This window comes from Nostoc sp. FACHB-280 (assembly GCF_014697615.1).
GTDB lineage: Bacteria > Cyanobacteriota > Cyanobacteriia > Cyanobacteriales > Nostocaceae > Nostoc_B.
Window position 1 is genome coordinate 1 of record NZ_JACJSD010000037.1, and the last position, 17,050, is coordinate 17,050.

The 17,050-nt window shown below is 41.4% G+C and carries 17 protein-coding genes, 1 tRNA gene and 1 pseudogene; 14 read left to right on the plus strand and 5 right to left on the minus strand.

The annotated features are described in order from the left end of the window. Positions 1-127 (minus strand): annotated as a pseudogene (locus tag H6G75_RS23175) (photosystem II D2 protein (photosystem q(a) protein)); the annotation flags it as partial. 395 nt (positions 128-522) lie between these two features. Between H6G75_RS23175 and H6G75_RS23180 the strand changes: the two are divergent. The 5 genes from H6G75_RS23180 to H6G75_RS23200 all read left to right on the plus strand — a co-directional run bounded on the left by H6G75_RS23180 (position 523) and on the right by H6G75_RS23200 (position 3,803). After that, positions 523-795: a hypothetical protein gene (locus H6G75_RS23180; protein ID WP_190591678.1), complete on the plus strand. Its 273-nt coding sequence runs from the start codon at positions 523-525 to the stop codon at positions 793-795. A gap of 9 nt (positions 796-804) precedes the next feature. Next, the gene (locus H6G75_RS23185) at positions 805-1,482 is read left to right on the plus strand and encodes an ABC transporter ATP-binding protein (protein WP_190982315.1); all 678 of its coding nucleotides are present in this window, start codon (positions 805-807) and stop codon (positions 1,480-1,482) included. A gap of 320 nt (positions 1,483-1,802) precedes the next feature. Further along, a complete protein-coding gene (locus H6G75_RS23190; RefSeq protein ID WP_190982316.1) occupies positions 1,803-2,354 on the plus strand; it encodes an NYN domain-containing protein in 552 nt (183 codons plus the stop codon). 145 nt (positions 2,355-2,499) lie between these two features. After that, positions 2,500-2,571, plus strand: a tRNA-Asn gene (locus tag H6G75_RS23195). Between the two features lie 26 nt (positions 2,572-2,597). After that, positions 2,598-3,803: an aminotransferase class V-fold PLP-dependent enzyme gene (locus tag H6G75_RS23200; protein ID WP_190982317.1), complete on the plus strand. Its 1,206-nt coding sequence runs from the start codon at positions 2,598-2,600 to the stop codon at positions 3,801-3,803. 57 nt (positions 3,804-3,860) lie between these two features. On the opposite strand, the gene H6G75_RS23205 is transcribed toward H6G75_RS23200, so the two are convergent. Continuing rightward, positions 3,861-4,361, minus strand: a complete 501-nt coding sequence (locus H6G75_RS23205; RefSeq protein ID WP_190982318.1) for a DUF937 domain-containing protein — start codon at positions 4,359-4,361, stop codon at positions 3,861-3,863. A gap of 223 nt (positions 4,362-4,584) precedes the next feature. Between H6G75_RS23205 and H6G75_RS23210 the strand changes: the two genes are divergently transcribed. Then, positions 4,585-5,433 (plus strand): neutral zinc metallopeptidase, encoded by an 849-nt coding sequence (locus tag H6G75_RS23210; RefSeq protein ID WP_190982319.1) that lies wholly within the window; start codon positions 4,585-4,587, stop codon positions 5,431-5,433. Positions 5,434-5,615: 182 nt separating this feature from the next. Continuing rightward, complete coding sequence (locus H6G75_RS23215) at positions 5,616-5,939, plus strand: DUF1825 family protein (protein WP_190982320.1); 324 nt, start codon at positions 5,616-5,618, stop codon at positions 5,937-5,939. A gap of 155 nt (positions 5,940-6,094) precedes the next feature. Here the strand turns inward: H6G75_RS23215 and H6G75_RS23220 are convergent, their stop codons facing one another. Further along, positions 6,095-8,017 carry a transglycosylase domain-containing protein gene (locus H6G75_RS23220; protein WP_190982321.1) on the minus strand — a complete coding sequence of 641 codons (1,923 nt, stop codon included), beginning with the start codon at positions 8,015-8,017 and terminating at the stop codon, positions 6,095-6,097. A gap of 174 nt (positions 8,018-8,191) precedes the next feature. Between H6G75_RS23220 and tyrS the strand changes: the two genes are divergently transcribed. The 4 genes from tyrS (at position 8,192) to cpdA (ending at position 12,108) form a co-directional block, all read left to right on the plus strand. Further along, positions 8,192-9,388 carry a tyrosine--tRNA ligase gene (gene tyrS / locus H6G75_RS23225; protein ID WP_190982378.1) on the plus strand — a complete coding sequence of 399 codons (1,197 nt, stop codon included), beginning with the start codon at positions 8,192-8,194 and terminating at the stop codon, positions 9,386-9,388. A gap of 47 nt (positions 9,389-9,435) precedes the next feature. After that, positions 9,436-10,146, plus strand: a complete 711-nt coding sequence (pyrF, locus tag H6G75_RS23230; protein WP_190982322.1) for an orotidine-5'-phosphate decarboxylase — start codon at positions 9,436-9,438, stop codon at positions 10,144-10,146. A gap of 151 nt (positions 10,147-10,297) precedes the next feature. After that, positions 10,298-10,903: a hypothetical protein gene (locus H6G75_RS23235; RefSeq protein ID WP_190982323.1), complete on the plus strand. Its 606-nt coding sequence runs from the start codon at positions 10,298-10,300 to the stop codon at positions 10,901-10,903. 407 nt (positions 10,904-11,310) lie between these two features. Then, entirely contained in the window at positions 11,311-12,108 is a 798-nt protein-coding gene (gene cpdA / locus H6G75_RS23240) for a 3',5'-cyclic-AMP phosphodiesterase (RefSeq protein WP_190982324.1), read from the plus strand. A gap of 54 nt (positions 12,109-12,162) precedes the next feature. On the opposite strand, the gene H6G75_RS23245 is transcribed toward cpdA, so the two are convergent. Then, positions 12,163-12,753 carry a chromophore lyase CpcT/CpeT gene (locus H6G75_RS23245; protein ID WP_190982325.1) on the minus strand — a complete coding sequence of 197 codons (591 nt, stop codon included), beginning with the start codon at positions 12,751-12,753 and terminating at the stop codon, positions 12,163-12,165. Between the two features lie 188 nt (positions 12,754-12,941). On the opposite strand from H6G75_RS23245, the gene H6G75_RS23250 reads away from it, so the two are divergent. Beyond that, complete coding sequence (locus tag H6G75_RS23250; protein WP_190982326.1) at positions 12,942-14,177, plus strand: lipopolysaccharide assembly protein LapB; 1,236 nt, start codon at positions 12,942-12,944, stop codon at positions 14,175-14,177. A gap of 113 nt (positions 14,178-14,290) precedes the next feature. Here the strand turns inward: H6G75_RS23250 and H6G75_RS23255 are convergent, their stop codons facing one another. Continuing rightward, on the minus strand, positions 14,291-14,611 hold the full coding sequence (locus H6G75_RS23255; protein ID WP_190982379.1) for a hypothetical protein: 321 nt from the start codon (positions 14,609-14,611) through the stop codon (positions 14,291-14,293). Between the two features lie 741 nt (positions 14,612-15,352). Between H6G75_RS23255 and H6G75_RS23260 the strand changes: the two genes are divergently transcribed. Both H6G75_RS23260 and H6G75_RS23265 read left to right on the plus strand, forming a co-directional pair. Further along, positions 15,353-15,901 (plus strand): pentapeptide repeat-containing protein, encoded by a 549-nt coding sequence (locus H6G75_RS23260; RefSeq protein WP_190982327.1) that lies wholly within the window; start codon positions 15,353-15,355, stop codon positions 15,899-15,901. Then, on the plus strand, positions 15,898-17,043 hold the full coding sequence (locus H6G75_RS23265; RefSeq protein ID WP_190982328.1) for a 5-(carboxyamino)imidazole ribonucleotide synthase: 1,146 nt from the start codon (positions 15,898-15,900) through the stop codon (positions 17,041-17,043). The genes H6G75_RS23260 and H6G75_RS23265 overlap by 4 nt, the downstream gene beginning before the upstream one ends. The last annotated feature ends 7 nt before the right edge of the window (positions 17,044-17,050 follow it).

Genomic DNA, 17,050 nt, shown 5'->3' on the forward strand with positions numbered 1-17,050 from the left:
GGAAGGCGCAGGGGAATAGTAATATTCCTGACCAACCTACAAACACGAAGCGATCGCGCTTTAACCAGTCGTCTAGTACGTCAAACCACCCTCTTCTACTTGGGGCGCGTCCAACTGCGATGGTCATGAGAGTGAAACTCCAAATATCTTATAAGTACTGTTCTGCCTTTAGTCTGACTGTTAACAGCCGACCTCATGCAGAAAATTAACTGGGTTGTCAATCCAATTTACAATTTTTTACTGACTCTAATAATTCTAGGTAAAAATTGTTAATTTTTCCAGGGTATTCTCAGTAAAATTTAATCTTTTGGGGAAGAGTGAGTGGTGATTAGGGAGTCAGGAGTGGGGTTTGAGGAGATTTTTGACTTTCTAAACAACTCTCATTTAATACCGACGATAGGCAGTGCGCTGCCTACTATAGATGAAAAAAACATTTTTCCCCACTTACTACTCCCTACTACTCCCCAATCCCTCATTCTTGGACGCTAAAATGAGTCCACAGATATGTTTGATTAATCCTAAATGTTTACCATTGACATAAGCGTAAGAAACACTGCTTTCCCCATATCAGTTCAACGTAAGTCAACAGAAGATGCTGAGGCTGTCTATCAACTCATTTTGGCAGCAATGCGTTCTGGCAATCCTGATATTGTGGAACTCAAGTGTGAAGGTAAGACAGAGAAAAAAATCGCTGTTCGTGCTAGTGAAATTTCTGGGGTACAGATTATTCAGAAAGATGGTGTTAGCACTAGCAGTGGCAGACCACCTGGCTTTTTTGCCTTAGCAGGCGAGTAAGGTGTAGCAATGGCGGAAGTGGGCATTCAAGTCAAAGACTTAAATTTCAATTGGCCTAGTGGTGAGGCGGCTATCAAGTCTTGTTCTCTAGCGGTTCCCAAAGGTGAATTTTGGATGCTTTTGGGTACGAATGGCAGTGGCAAATCAACTCTACTCCGACTCTTGGCGGGGCTGTTACAGCCTCAATCTGGTGAAATTGGTGTTTTACCTCCTGTCGGTTTTGTGTTCCAAAATCCTGATCATCAATTAGTTATGCCAACGGTGGGTGCAGATGTGGCTTTTGGACTAGTGGAAGAAAAATTGCCGCCTGCTATGGTGAGAGCAAGGGTTGAAGAAGCTTTAGGGGCGGTGAATTTGCTGCAACTGCAATTACGCCCGATATATGCTTTGAGTGGGGGACAAAAACAGCGTGTGGCGATTGCTGGTGCGATCGCTCGTTGTTGTGAAGTCTTATTATTAGATGAACCCACAGCTTTACTTGACCCTGATAGCCAATTAGATTTAGTGGCTGGTGTCCACCGTCTCGTCAAAAGTCGCGGTATTACAGCCTTGTGGGTAACTCACCGTCTTGATGAGTTGAATTACTGTGACGGGGCTTTTTTACTCGATAAAGGTTCTTTAGTTGATTGGGGTGAACCTCAACGCCTCAAACAACGATTGATGAAAGTGAATGATGAATCACCTTAAATGCTCAACCTAATTCATCAATAATTTTTAACATCTCCAACGCGCCTCATTAAAGGCGCGTTTACATTTGCAGGCAATTAGTATAGCAAGCAAAAGGTAGACAAAATGCTTGCAAATAAAGGGTTTCTTACCTCTAAATTGATTTAAGTAATTCTCTTTTTTGGTAACTGACTTCTGAAATTGACAACTTTTTGGAGATAAATTTTGCAATCTCTTTGCATTATTTGGTCTTTTGTAACATAGTGTTACAGCGAATGCTTCAATTACTATAAAAGTTATGAATGGATTGTGTTAACTCTAGAAAATTGTGATTAAAAACCATGCCCCGTTCCTCAGTCCCAGCCGTTCTGTTGGTGGACGGTTACAACATAATTGGCGCTTGGCCTTGTCTGAAAAAAACCCGTGATAGTGCTGGTTTAGAAGCATCACGTTGGGAACTGGTCGAAGCCATGATCGGTTACAGTGCTTTTCATGGTTACGAAACTCAAATAGTTTTCGATGCTCAATATCATAACGCCTCTAGCAATAAAGAAGTGATTACAGAGTTAGTTTCTGTTCACTACACTGATTTTGGGCAAACAGCAGATACTTACATCGAAAAAATTTGTGCTTCCTTGCGATCGCAGATAACTGCATCTCGAATTTCGCGGATGATTGTGGCTACCTCAGACAGAGCGCAACAATTAGTAGTACAAGGATACGGGGCGGAATGGTTATCAGCACAACAACTGTGTAGTGCTGTTGAAACCACAGTTTGCCGAGTCCGTCAAAAATATCAAACTCGCAAAAAATCTAACAGTAGGTTTTTGGCTAGTGCCATTGATGATAAAGCGCGGCAGAAATTGGCTGCATTGCGTATGGGATTACAGTAACGCACCATCCATAAGTCTCTAATCTTCCTGAAGGAAGGGTTGTTGACGACAATATTGGACAAAATGAGACTTTAGAAAAATTTAGGAAAAGTACTTGCCATTTCTGAGTGATTACGCTACTATTAGAAATTGTGAGCGACAGCGTTCCTCAGTAGCTCAGCGGTAGAGCGATCGACTGTTAATCGATTGGTCACTGGTTCGAATCCAGTCTGGGGAGTTTTAAAAAATTATGAAGGGTAAAGTATGAAGTGTGAAGAGTTAGGTTTCAAACTTCAATCTTCATCTTACCAAGAGCTTTGGACACTTGACCCTAGTGTAGTTTTTCTTAATCATGGTTCTTATGGTGCTTGTCCAAAAGCGGTGTTGGCAGTGCAGCAGAGTTTGCGATCGCAGTTGGAACAAGACCCAGTAAATTTTTTTGGCAGAAAGTGGGAACCTTTATTAGACAATGCTCGCAGCCAGTTAGCAGCTTTTATTCATGCTGATATCCAAGATTTAGTATTTGTCCCGAATGCGACAACTGGCGTAAATTCAGTGTTGCGTTCTTTGCATTTTGCCCCCGATGACGAAATTCTGACAACCAACCACGAATACAACGCTTGTCGTAATGCTTTAAACTTTATTGCTAGTCGGACGGGAGCGCGGGTAGTTGTAGCGCAAATTCCTTTTCCTGTAGAGTCGCCACAACAAATAATTGCCGCCGTATTAGAGCAAGTTTCGCCTAAAACTCGTTTAGCATTACTAGACCATATAACTAGCCAGACAGGGTTAATCTTCCCTATAGCGCAGCTAGTCAAGGAATTACAGGCACGGGGTGTTGAGACATTAATTGATGGCGCTCATGCACCAGGAATGATTTCTTTAAACATGCAAGAAATTGGGGCAACTTACTATAGTGGGAACTGTCATAAATGGCTTTCTGCACCCAAAGGAGCCGCATTTTTGTATGTGCGGCGGGATAAACAAGCAGAAATTCATCCCCTGACAATTAGCCACGGTGCTAATTCTCCACGCACAGATAAAAGCCGCTTTCAGTTGGAATTTGACTGGATGGGTACAGATGATCCCACAGCTTATATGTGCGTACCCGAAGCGATCGCATTTATGGGTTCGTTGTTACCTGGTGGTTGGAGAGAATTAATGCAGCGCAACAATCAGCTAGTTATCCAAGCCAGACAGTTACTTTGCACAACCCTACAAGTACAACCACCTTGTCCGGTAGAGATGATTGGTGCAATGGCTGTTGTACCAATGCCTGTGTGTTTGGCAAATCAAAGTCATATTTGGCTACATGATGAATTGTTGGATCAATTTGGTATTCAAGTACAAGTGGTTCCTTGGAGTGAATCACCAGGAATACTCATCAGGATTTCTGCACAGATTTACAATACTTTAGAGCAGTATGAGTATTTGGCAACAGCTCTAAAGTATTGTCTGAAACAAAGTTAGTTTTGGATCTTGGCAAGCAAAATCAAATTAGTAAATTAAATTTACTAATTAACTTGATTATCTACCGAGGTACTGACTAGCCAAGCGAATCGCGTCAGCAATGTCAACATCGCCATCTTTATCTGCATCTAAAAAAGCATTTAACACAGAATTACTACCACTCGATTGGAGAAAATTCAGCACTACTGGCACTATTGAAGGTAGTAATTGTTGAATAGTCCCAGCATCTAAACCAGTACGTTGAGCAACCGCCTCAGCCACTTGCTGCTGCATCACCCCAGAAAACAACGAATCTACAGCTTGGGGATTAGGAGAAGTACCAGCATATTGGTTTACCAAAGCTTGGACTTCACCTTCGCCGTCGGTAGCTTGCTTTTCTTGTAAAGAAGAGCGGACATAATTGCCCACAATTCCCAAAACAGATTGGATTGTCGAGGCATCGGCACCAGTGCGATCGCTCAGTTGTTGTACAGTGTTGATAATTCCTCCGAGTTGACCCAAGCTGCCTTGTTGATTGGGATTAGTCACAGCACCGAGAATTTGGTCAAACAGTCCCATAAATTTTTTCTCCCAAATTAATATTTGTGCAGGTTAACTGAACTGTATCCGATTAACAACCTGTCTGAAGAATTACAGCCGTATGTGGCTGGTTTAACCGCAGGTAGAAGAACTTAACAAATGAAATCAGTAATATCAGGACAGTATAGCTAAAGGGTAGGTATAGATTTTATCTTACCTGCTGCAAATTTTGCTTTGTTGGTGATTGGGGCAAGCAGCAATTATGCGTTGGCAATTAGGTCGTCGGAGTACAAATGTTGAAGATAGACGGGGAATGCGCGTTTCAGCACCCGTCGTTGGCGGTGGAATTGGCGCACTGCTGCTATCGTTATTGGTGGCGCTATTGGGTGGTGATCCCAGAGTAATTTTAGAACAGAATAACCCACCTAGCGATCGCCAAGCCCCAGAATCACCCCAGACACCAGCCAAAGACCAAATGGCTGATTTTGTCTCCGTAGTGCTGGCTGATACAGAAGATACTTGGAGTGAAATATTTCAACAAAGTGGTGAAAGATATGTTGAGCCGAAGTTAGTTTTATATTCCGATGCAGTAGAATCTGCCTGTGGGTTTGCGCGTTCGGCAGTGGGGCCATTTTACTGCCCACAAGACCAAAAAGTATATATTGACTTGAGCTTTTACCGCGATTTAAAAAACCGCTACAATGCACCAGGAGACTTTGCCCAAGCTTATGTAATTGCCCATGAAGTTGGACATCATATCCAGAATTTGCTGGGAATTTCCGCGCAAGTGCGATCGCTACAACAACGAGCCGATGAGGTAGAAGCAAATCAATTATCTGTGCGTCAGGAACTCCAAGCAGATTGTTTTGCAGGAGTTTGGGCAAATCACGCCCAGCGATCGCGCCAAATTCTTGAAACTGGTGATGTAGAAGAAGCCTTAAATGCTGCTAGTAGTATTGGAGATGATCGCTTGCAGAAGCAAGCTAGGGGTTATGTAGTCCCAGAAACTTTTACTCATGGCAGTTCTACCCAACGGGTACGCTGGTTTCAGCAAGGTATTCAAACAGGCGATCCACAAGAATGTAATACTTTTAAAGCAGCTAATCCTTAGAAATTACAAAACTTGGCATCGATCACATTAATAGAAAACTACTAAAGTCAAGTGTTGAAATCTAGGTCAAAAACCGTACTTCAACCGAAATTTCTTTTCTCTATAAATCCCCTAGACTAGAATGAAAGTATAAGCATCACTATAAGCTGCTGAGTGTCAGTACTCAGTTAAAGATAAGCAACATGGGATTCTTTGATTCTGAGATAGTGCAGCAAGAAGCAAAAGAGCTTTTTGAAGATTACCAAGCCTTAATCAAACTTGGTAACAATTATGGCAAGTTTGACCGTGAAGGCAAAAAAATGTTTATTGAACAAATGGAAGCCATGATGGATCGCTATCGCATCTTTATGAAGCGATTCGAGCTATCAGAGGATTTCATGGCACAAATGACAGTAGAACAATTAAAAACTCAGCTTGGTCAGTTTGGCATCACTCCTCAACAGATGTTTGATCAAATGCACTTCACTTTAGAACGGATGAAAGCCGAACTGGAAAAACAACCCTAAAGATTTTGGATTTTGGATTAATTAAAAATCCAAAATCTCAAATCTCAAGCTAGTACAGTCGGCGTAAATAAACAGACCATCTGGAATTGCTAACAGGCTGGTGGTATGATGATTCTTTCTTTTTCCTTTTAACTTTTTACCTTTGCCTTGTTGTACTAGTTTCCCTTTGGACGAGGGAATTGGGAAGGCGGCTTAAAGTTTTCTACTGGTACACCTTTCAGTGCTTTAGTCATAAAATCTCTCCAGATGGGAGCTACCATAACACCACCGGTAGCACCATGAGCTAATTGTTTGTTATCGTCTCTACCTACCCAAACAGCAGTAGTTAACTGGGGTACAGTACCGACAAACCAGATATCTTTTTCGGAAGATGTGGTTCCTGTTTTGCCAGCCGCAGGGCGATCGATGGCTGCATTTTTTCCAGTACCTTCGGTAATTACTGAGCGCATAGTATCGATAATCGCCGCCGATGCCCAAGGGTCAAGTACTAACTGAGGCTTAGGTGTATTATCTAGCAATACATTACCACTACTATCAGTAATCCGGGCAATAATTGTTGGCGGAGATTGCCAACCGTAGTTAGCAAAAGTAGCATAAGCACTAGTCATTTCCAAAGGTGTCACACCAATAGCACCTAAAGGCAATGAAGTTACAGGTTCCATTGGACTCATAATTCCCAAAGTCCGACAAGTTTCGATCACTTTGGACATACCCACAGCTTTACCAATCTTGATTACAGGAATATTCCGCGATACAGATAAAGCCTTGCGAATAGACATCGCCCCACCAAAGCTACCATCATAGTTTCTGGGATAATACCAACCATTGCCATCACGGTAACTAACTGGTGAGTCATCTACTGTTGAGTCTGGTGAATATTTTCCAGTGGCAAAGGCCGTATAGTAAACAAATGGTTTAAAAGAAGAACCTGGTTGACGTTGTGCTTGAGTGGCGCGGTTAAACTCACTCACTTTGGGATCTACACCACCCACCAACGCTTTAATAAAATGGGTACGCGGATCAATGGCTACCAAAGCAATTTGGTTTTTATACAACCCTTGGCTTAAAAGAGTTTGATGCCATTTTTTAACAGTATCTTCTGCCATCATTTGGAATTTAGCATCAACTGTCGTTTGGACGCGCATCCCGCCTTTGAGTAATGCGTCACGCCCAAACTTTTTCGCTAATTCCTGGGATACAGTATTAGAAACATAGGGTAAGGCGCTACCTTGGAAAGACCTGATTCTACCAAGTTTAATTTCTTGCTTTAACGCATCATCATATTCTTGCTGGGTGATCCATTTCAAATCCAGCATCCGCCCTAGCACTTCTTTTTGCTTTTGTTTTGCCAGTTTCATACTAGCAAAGGGGCTAAATTCCTCTGGGGCTTGAATTAAACCCGCCATCATAGCCGACTCTCCCAAGGTGAGGGTTTCGGCGGACTTATCAAAGTAACTGCGGGCGGCTGTTTGAACACCGTAATTATTGTGACCCCAATACACTTGATTGAGGTACATTTCTAAAATTTGGTCTTTGGTAAGAATTTGTTCTAAACGAATTGCTAAGACAGCTTCAGCTAATTTCCGAGTAATGGCGCGTTTTTGCGACAAAAACAAGTTTTTCACCAACTGCATGGTGATGGTAGAACCACCTTCTTTAACACCACCTGCAACGGCGTTAACTACAATGGCACGCCCAATACCTGTAGGATTAATCCCGTGGTGATAGTAGAAATGTCCATCTTCACTGGCGAGTACAGCGCGTTTTAAATTAGGTGAAATTCTATCTAATGGTACAACTTCTCGGTTAGCTTCTCCGTGGACGCTGGCCAGGAGTTTCCCTTTAATGTCATAAATATAAGTTGTTTCTGAGGGCAAAAAGTTACGCAGTTGTCTGACATCGGGCAAATTGCGGAAACTAATCGCTAAACCTACCAGCCCTCCAGCTACAATAGAGCTTGTCAGCATGGTGATAGATAACAAAGTACCGCCAGTTATCTGACCAACGCCCTTTAAGAACTCAAAACCAGGTGAAGGCCGACGTTGTGGCTGCTTATTTTCAAGAGTCCTAGACGACACGGTGATATCACTTCCTCACTTGTATATTTAACTGTAATTCATCGAAATGCAGCAAGGTGGTTAATTTTTTGCAATTATATTAGTTTGGCAGATGAAAAAACGGACAAATTGCCAGTGAATGTAACCAACCTAACTTCTCAAATAAAAAGTGTAGTTAATAGCGAATCTCCTATTATGGCGCAAGATTTTTCTTGGCTGCATCGTGGAATAGTAGAAGTATTCCCCCAACCGACTGATATTAATAGCGAAATTGAAAGTTTAGAACAGCGTCTAGCAAATAGTAACAGACCTTTGAGGGTGAAATTGGGAATCGACCCTACGGGTGCTGATATTCACTTTGGTCATAGCATACCAGTTAGAAAACTGCGAGCGTTTCAAGATGCTGGTCATACGGCAGTCCTGATTATTGGTGATTTTACGGCTCGCATTGGTGATCCGACTGGGAAATCTGAGGTGCGTCGCCAGCTAACAGAGGCTGATGTGGCGCAAAATGCCCAGACTTACTTAGACCAAGTGCGTCCTATTTTGGATTTTGACACACCAGGACGGTTAGAGGTGCGTTATAACTCCGAATGGCTTTCCCAGCTTAATTTAGGAAAGATTTTGGAGTTGCTGTCTACGATGACGGTGGGACAGATGTTAGCCAAGGAAGGGTTTGCTGAACGTTATAAAAAAGAGAATCCAATTTTCTTGCATGAGTTCCTTTATCCGTTGATGCAAGGCTATGATTCTGTTGCTGTTGAGGCTGATGTAGAACTTGGGGGAACTGACCAAAAGTTTAACATTGCTGTGGGAAGAGATTTACAACGTCATTTTGGACAGAAGCCACAATTTGGTGTGCTGTTACCAATTTTAATTGGGACAGATGGTGTACAGAAAATGTCGAAGTCTCTGGGCAATTATGTTGGGTTGTCGGAACACCCAGGACAAAAATATCAGAAGTTACAAGGGGTTCCTGATAATTTGCTGGCACAGTATTTTGAACTACTGACAGATTTACCTTTAGATAAATTGCCCGAAAACCCGCGCGATCGCCAGATGCTTTTAGCTTGGGAAGTAGTTAAACAATACCACGGCGAACAAGCTGCAAATGAAGCGAAAGAAGCAGCAAAAAGTGGTGGTAAGGAAGGTGCTGTTCCGGAATTTTCCCTTGCTAATGTACCGCAGTTTCCGGCAAAGTTAGCTTTTATACTGGGTGCTTGTGGCTTGTGTAAAAGTACAGGCGAAGGACGGCGGAAAATTCAAGAAGGTGGTGTACGCTTGGATGGCGATCGCATTACCGATGTTGATACCACTTTTGCCGAACCTAGTGAATTACACGGACGAGTGTTGCAAGTGGGTAAGAACAAGTTTGTGCGTTTAGTTCCGTAGATTGAGGGGACAAGGGAGACAAGGTAGACAAGGGGGATGTGGGAGTGATGGGTAATGACAAAATCATAGTGGCTTTGGATGTGCCGGATTTGGAGGGTGCGATCGCTTTAATTGACAAGCTAGAATCAGTTAGTTTCTGGAAGGTTGGGTTAGAGTTGTTTACCAGCACTGGGCCGAAAATTTTAGAAATCTTAAAGTCTCGGCAAAAGCGCATCTTCCTAGATTTAAAGTTTCACGATATTCCGAATACTGTGGCTGGGGCTTGTCGCAGTGCGGCGCGTTATGGGGTAGATTTGTTGACAATTCATGCAACAGCAGGTAAGGATGCCCTGAAAGCCGCTACTGAAGCAGCCGAAACAGGTGCAGCCCAAGCAGGTGTGAAACCGCCCAAATTAATTGCTATTACCCTGTTGACGAGTATTTCGGCGCGACAATTGGCATTTGATTTAAAAATTCCCCTAGAGTTGCCCGAATTTGCCCTAGAAATGGCATTAATGGCGCAAGAATCAGGCTTAGATGGTGCAGTATGTTCACCCCAAGAAGTGGCACAATTGCGCCAAACCTGTGGGGATGAGTTTTTACTGGTTTGTCCGGGGGTGCGTCCAACTTGGGCTGATAAAGGAGATCAAAAGCGATCGCTCACACCTTCCCAAGCCATTCAAGCTGGTGCAAACTATTTAGTAATTGGTCGTCCTATCACTGCTGCGGCTGATCCTGAGTTAGCTTGGAAGCGAATTTCTGAGGAATTGAATTACTAGGGGCTAGTAAAAGTATTGGCTTGTCTAAACTAAAGTACTGTATCAACATAACTCTTGTGGGACGGGCTAGAAGCCCATCCCACAAGAGATTTTAATGCAACATTTGAGTCTGGTCGCGCTACTACAATTTAAGATTTACTTACACACAAATATGAAGAAGTCTTTTCCCTACACCCCTACACTCCTAATCCCCCTCATCGCTTCTACGTTTTGCCTAATTATTGCCAATACCGTTGATAACTCTGCATTCTCTCAAGCCACAGAGATGAACGCAAACTCTGTTTGCAGAGAAAAAAATATCGAAACATTAACTACTCAGCTTTTGCGTGATTTACCTAGTTATACTAATCGTGCTAGTCAACGCGCTCGTCGGCGAACTAGAAGTAATGATTTGTTCAGCTATATGCTGTTAGCAGGAAGACCAGAATTTCAACCTCTACCACTAAATCCTGTTAACGATGATCTCAATGAGCAGAAAAGTGCTAACTCAAAAGTTGAACAAGTGTTTTTTACGACCTTAGAACGGCAGTATATAGAAAATAAAGCTATTGAATTCCAAGAATTTCATTGGTTATTTTTGACTAAAAATCAAAGTGGCTGGTATTTGGTAACGATGTTGACACAAACTGGTGCTTCTAGGAATCAACAACCACCAACACCACCGCGTGATAGTAGTAATGGTACAGTTGCCCAAGGGATAAAAGCTTGGTTGCGAGATTGTCGGGCGGGAAGTCTGCGAGAGACAGGAAGAAACTAAGAGCCTATCAAAGATAGAATTAACGCAGTGATATGAAAATCTGGGTTTTGTCTGTGTAGTAGCGATTTCAGTCGCTTGGTGCAAGAGATGAATATACTCTTTGACTCTCACACCCAATCTCTACAAACAATGTCTGTGCGTAATCTGTTCCATTTTTCTATCGTAGGATAGATGCAAAAATTTTTTATTTAAAATTGTATTTTTATAAACAGCTTTGAGTATAACAATTACTTAAAGACTGGCAACGCATTTTTGAGCCAAAGCTTTGAGTTTTAAAGGTAAGTTGCCACAATAATTATTAGGTACGCGCTTAATATCAGGCTAGTTTTGCTACTTGAGTTAAGGTTCAGTGTTCTACCGACAATGAAAATCAGGGTACAGATACAAGTAGAGTGTGAGCAGTGAAGATGAATTATATATCTCCCCTATTAATTGCTCAGGTGACAGATATACATCTGTTTGCCGCAGAAAATCATCAACTGCTAGGAATGCCTACCATTGAGTCTTTTAAGGTAGTTTTGGCACGTTTAAAAGAGTTAAAATCGGAAATTGATTTACTATTGTTGACAGGAGATTTATCTGGGGATGGAAGTTCTGAGTCTTATGAACATCTGCAAAGTTTAGTTAATCAATTACAGATACCTACTTACTGGGTACCAGGAAATCATGACTGTGCGATCGCAATGAATGAAATTCTTAACTTGGGAATGATTTCGCGGCGCAAATCTTTTCAGCGTGGTAATTGGAATTTTATCTTATTAAACTCGGCTGTACCGGGCTGTGTACATGGTCATCTTTCTGCGAATACTCTGAGTTGGCTAGAGTCAGAATTAATCAAATTAGGTGATAAACCGACATTAATAGCGTTACATCATCCACCTTTTTTGATAAATTCTCTATGGTTAGATAGCAGTAGCCTCCAAAATCCCGAAGAATTTTTTGCAGTGATTGACCGTCACCCACAAGTTAAGTTAGTTTTATTCGGTCATATTCATCAACAATTCCAACACCAACGCCGCAACGTCGGGTATTTGGGAACTCCCTCAACTTGCATTCAATTTCGTTCTCATAGTCCCACTTTTGCTATTGACGAAAAATCACCAGGATTTCGGCTGCTAAAACTATACCCCAGTGGTGTCTGGGAAACTTCAATAGAAAGAGTTCCCTATTTTCACCCACTGGAGTTAGCCGCAACGGGATACTAAACAAGTTAAAAGTCAAAAGTTAAAAGTCAATATCTTGTCCCCCTAACTTCCCACTCAGCACTTAACTTCATCAGCAAAACTCGCCCACCGCACGAAGTAAAATGGCCCGGCGACGGAACCCCAGATATGTTCGTCTGTTTCTGGGTCGCGTCCTCTGTCTAGGCTGATGAATTTCTCGTCGTCAATTTCAAATTCGCTGTCTAGGTAAGTTCTTTGACCTTTGCGGAACACAATACAGCCTTTTCCTGGTTCTACATAACCTTTGAAGCTGTTACCTGTCCATTCGACTATCATGTTACAGCCTGGTAGTTTTTCTAAGTCATCGACTGTGAGGCTTTTGAGGCGTTCTAAGTCACGGGATGCACCGTAAAATTTTTCTTCTTGTTTAACAGTGTAGTTTTCTATTTGAATGCGATCGCCTACGTTCACTAACTTTAACACCCGCAAGCGATAAGGATCATTCAACAGATAGTCATAAGCTTGTTCTACAAAAAAACTGACCCCTGATAACAAGTCCAATGGTAAGGGACGCATACACACGCGAATATGTGCATAAAATGGTGGATTTTCAAAAGCTTGGGCTTGGTTGCTAAAATCAGCCGCCATCCACTTCGCTAAGGTTGCAATATCTGTAGAGCTTGTCATTTATAGATTATCTTTGGTTGCTTAAAAATCTCTTTGAGTATTTTAATGAAGTATGAAGTGTGAAGTCTAAAGTATGAATTTTTGTGAAGAGAAATTCATATCTTGCACCTGGAGAATTTTTAGAAAAATGTCGTCATTATTGAGCTAGTAACTAATTATCATCTAACTTTTAGTCAGGTAAAGTATTTATGCTCAGGCGCTTATGCACGATCGCAATTTTCACTATCTTATTAAATAACTCTGTCACCCTAGCAGCAACCAAAGATCCTAGTCAAGCAGATAAATTTCCTCCTAGTCCTTTAGAAGTTACCACCCCTGATCCTTTGGTGCGTCCTTCTGCTGATAAACAACCGTTAACGGCGGAGGAACAGCAAACTTTAGCCACTGCGTTAGATGAATTAAATCAACAAGCAGCAGCAACATTACAAGCGGGAGATAAGGTAACGGCGTTTGAAATTTGGAACCGGGAAATCCGCTTGCGACGCTATTTGGGTACGATACCAGAAATTGATGCTTTATCTAGAGTTGGTGCGATCGCTTGGAATCAAAATGACCGTCAAGAAATATTTTATATAACTCAACGCTTGCAAGCAATTCAAAAACAAGCTTTATCACCCAAAACCATTGCTCAACAAGGGGTAAATTTAGAATTATTGCAGGCTTTGGGTGTAGCTTATCAAAATGTGCGATCGCCAAAAAATGCTTTAGAAGTTTACAATCAAATTTTGACGGCTGTACGCCAGCAACAAGATAAAACCGCAGAGTTATCTACACTCCAAACCATCGCTGAATTACACCTAGCTTGGTTCGATTATCCCCAAGCCGCCACCACCTATCAAGAATTATTAAATTTAGCCATTGTTGGAGGCGATCGCATCAGCGAGGTAACATATCTCAAACAGTTAGCTTATGTTTACCAGCAAGGCAAACAACCACAACAGGCTATAGATACTTTAAATAAATTAGCGTTACTGTATACTGACCCGGAAAATATTCTCAAATTACCACAATTAAAATTAGCGATCGCTAGTAATTATGAATCTTTAGCCAAAGAAAATCCTAGCCTAATTCAAGAAGCTTTTAATAACTATCAACAAGCTTATACAACTGCCTGGGAATCACAACAATTTATTTTAGCTGCGGAAGCTTTACAAAAATTAATTGCCTTATATCGTTCCCAAGGACAAATTGACGCAGCATTACAAACCAGTCAAATTCTCATCGAAACCCAAGGCAAAGCCTATAACTCTTACGGCTTAATGCAAGCTTACGACCAAATTGGTCAAATTTATTTACAACAAAAAGATTATCCTCAAGCACTTTCAGCCTTTCAACAAGGCTTACAACTAGCACAGCAACTCAAGCACGAAGAATCTTACTTTACCCAACAAATAGAAAAAGTCTCCAAAGAATCTGGGCAATAGTCATTTTAAAACGATGGCGTTGGACAAGTTTCAATCCTCATCCAACGCCTACACTTTTCAATATTCTCTGTTACCTGTCACCTGTAACCTGTCACCTGTCACCTATTACCTGCTTAAACATCCTCTAATTCAAATTGAGCCACCGTTACAGCGTTAAAGGCAAAGGCCAATACCAAAGGCATAGGACATCTGAGTATAAAGGTGCCAACGACAGCTACAAGCGTACCAATTACAGCTGAAAATGACCAAATTCTTTCTTCAACGGTGAGTCCTTTTTCGGCTTTAATTCCTCTCAATACATGAGATGGAATGGGTTCTGGCATCACTCCACCAGGAGGAAATGCCCAATAATTGTTGCGTCGCTCTACAAATAACTCTGTCCAGCCATTTTCTTGGCACCAAGCTTCAATCCATTCCAGAGAATAATGTTTCATCATTTGTGTAACACTTTAAGAATTTTGGGTAGTTGCTGAATATAAACTGATGCGTTTCTAACTAACAAGTGGCAATAGAAATAAACCAACCGTTAGAGACGGTTAAAAACTATTTTGGAACCTCTTGAACTTTCCTTTCCTCCTGCCTTCTTGTAGTAGCCAAGCAACTATTTATGAAACTAAAGTTAATTCTCCTCTGGTGTAGCTGGTCAAGCATCCAAGACAGATAATTAATATGCTCAAGCAACGCTGACTCACTCACCTTAATAAGAAGACTAACAGGGGAGAATTGAAGTTAACAGCGAAAGTTAATAAACTTTACTTAGAAAATCCATAATAAAGAAATGTAACTAATTCTATTCTTAGATGAATAAGGTTGAAGAAGAATACAGTATTCTGAACAAAAAAGTGTGGTTTGCCGATCCACTACTAAATTTATCTACCATCTCATACTGATATTCTGACTCCTCTAAAAATCTGAATTTTATTTAATAACAATATTTATATCGCAAAATGTCATTGATAAAATCAAGAATTGTAAATTTAATAGTGAGTAACTACTGTGATGTATATTGAGCGTTAAAAAATCAGTCTTTGGTTATAAAGCGAGAATACTTGATATTTAATAAATGGTGTTGTGCAAATCCCCAAGTTGGGGATCTTGTTTCAGAGAAATATTTCAGCGATCGCCTAAGATTACAAAATGTTAAGCTAAAGTCATCGACTATACCTAAAAAAAATATGTTGTGCCAGTCAGGATTAGCTTTACTTTTAGGAATTTTATTATTTTGTCTAATTTACATAAAAAGTAATCAGTGGTTAATAGTAGGCATTCTTACTCTCTGCCTTCTACCTGCTCCCGCCTTAGCAGTAGACTGGACTCATCCCTTGTCATTTAGCAATGCACAGTTAGCGAGAAGAGACTTTTCGGGAGAAACATTGCAAGCGGCGGAATTTTCTAACGCGAATATGGAAATGGCTAACTTTACTGGTGCTGACTTGCGCGGAGCCGTCTTAAGTGCTTCAGTGATGACAAAAGCCAATCTTCACCAAGCCGATTTAACTAATGCGATGGTGGATCAGGTAAACTTAACAGGGGCAGATTTAAGCGATGCCGTTTTTAAAGAAGCATTGTTACTTCGCGCCCTGTTTACAGATGTGAATATTCAAGGTGCAGACTTCACCGATGCAGTTTTGGATAGAGCGCAAATCAAAGAACTGTGCAGTAAAGCCAGTGGGGTAAATTCCAAGACTGGTGTAGATACTCGTGAATCTTTAGGATGTCGATGAAGCGTGTTGGTGTAATTGGTGGTGGGCAATTAGCCTGGATGATGGGGGATGCAGCCCAAAAACTAGGAGTAGAATTAATTGTGCAGACTCCTAGTAAATTTGATCCGGCTGTAATTATTGCTCAAGATACAGTTTTTGCAGCAATTGATAATGCAAAAGCCACAGAAATTTTAGCCCAAAAAAGTGATGTCATCACCTTTGAAAATGAATTTGTTGACCTTGATGCTTTAGGTTTATTAGCAAATCAAGGTGTTTGCTTTCGTCCCAGGTTACAAGCTTTATCGCCGTTATTAGATAAATATCATCAGCGTTGTTATTTGCGAGATTTAGGTTTACCTGTACCGCAATTTTTTGCTGTGGATGATGTCGATAATTTAGCATCCAAGCTAGAGGATTTAAGTTTTCCAGTTGTCTTAAAATCTCGTCGTCATGGTTACGACGGACAAGGCACATTTATTATCCAAGATTTAGCAACTTTACAGCAAAAGTTAGCACAAGCAACGACACAATCACAGTTTTTAATTGAAGAATTTGTGCCATTTGAACGGGAACTAGCGGTAATTGCAGCCCGTTCGGTAAATGGTGACGTGGTTATCTATCCAGTGGTAGAAACGCAACAAGAACAACAAGTATGTCGGCGCGTGATAGCACCTGCGGATATTACACCTAATCAAGTAGAGCAGAGTCAAGCGATCGCTCATACCTTATTAAATAGCCTAGAAGTCGTTGGCGTTTTTGGCATAGAGTTATTTCTCACCCAAGAAGGTAAAGTCTTAGTCAACGAAATCGCCCCCCGCACCCACAATTCCGGACATTTCTCAATTGATGCTTGCAAAACTTCCCAATTTGAACAACACCTCAGAGCCGTGTGTGGTTTACCTTTGGGCAATCCTGATTTACACTGTCAAATGGCTATCATGGTGAATTTGCTGGGATATGAAAATTCTGAGAGTGACTACCAAAGCCAGCGCCAACAATTAGCCGCCATTCCCCAAGCTACTGTTCACTGGTACGGCAAAACAGAATCTCGTCCTGGGCGAAAATTGGGACATATTACAGTTTTGCTGGATGAATATAATCCAGCAGCCGCAAATCATCTAGCCCACACCCTAGAATCTATTTGGTATCCCAACGGTTGTTGATGAAGGG

Coding starts and splice junctions, on each gene's coding strand:
- H6G75_RS23180 (WP_190591678.1), top strand. CDS start 523: ATGTTTACCATTGACATAAGCGTAAGAAACACTGCTTTCCCCATATCA.
- H6G75_RS23185 (WP_190982315.1), top strand. CDS start 805: ATGGCGGAAGTGGGCATTCAAGTCAAAGACTTAAATTTCAATTGGCCT.
- H6G75_RS23190 (WP_190982316.1), top strand. CDS start 1,803: ATGCCCCGTTCCTCAGTCCCAGCCGTTCTGTTGGTGGACGGTTACAAC.
- H6G75_RS23200 (WP_190982317.1), top strand. CDS start 2,598: ATGAAGTGTGAAGAGTTAGGTTTCAAACTTCAATCTTCATCTTACCAA.
- H6G75_RS23205 (WP_190982318.1), bottom strand. CDS start 4,361: ATGGGACTGTTTGACCAAATTCTCGGTGCTGTGACTAATCCCAATCAA.
- H6G75_RS23210 (WP_190982319.1), top strand. CDS start 4,585: ATGCGTTGGCAATTAGGTCGTCGGAGTACAAATGTTGAAGATAGACGG.
- H6G75_RS23215 (WP_190982320.1), top strand. CDS start 5,616: ATGGGATTCTTTGATTCTGAGATAGTGCAGCAAGAAGCAAAAGAGCTT.
- tyrS (WP_190982378.1), top strand. CDS start 8,192: ATGGCGCAAGATTTTTCTTGGCTGCATCGTGGAATAGTAGAAGTATTC.
- pyrF (WP_190982322.1), top strand. CDS start 9,436: ATGGGTAATGACAAAATCATAGTGGCTTTGGATGTGCCGGATTTGGAG.
- H6G75_RS23235 (WP_190982323.1), top strand. CDS start 10,298: ATGAAGAAGTCTTTTCCCTACACCCCTACACTCCTAATCCCCCTCATC.
- cpdA (WP_190982324.1), top strand. CDS start 11,311: ATGAATTATATATCTCCCCTATTAATTGCTCAGGTGACAGATATACAT.
- H6G75_RS23245 (WP_190982325.1), bottom strand. CDS start 12,753: ATGACAAGCTCTACAGATATTGCAACCTTAGCGAAGTGGATGGCGGCT.
- H6G75_RS23250 (WP_190982326.1), top strand. CDS start 12,942: ATGCTCAGGCGCTTATGCACGATCGCAATTTTCACTATCTTATTAAAT.
- H6G75_RS23255 (WP_190982379.1), bottom strand. CDS start 14,611: ATGAAACATTATTCTCTGGAATGGATTGAAGCTTGGTGCCAAGAAAAT.
- H6G75_RS23260 (WP_190982327.1), top strand. CDS start 15,353: ATGTTGTGCCAGTCAGGATTAGCTTTACTTTTAGGAATTTTATTATTT.
- H6G75_RS23265 (WP_190982328.1), top strand. CDS start 15,898: ATGAAGCGTGTTGGTGTAATTGGTGGTGGGCAATTAGCCTGGATGATG.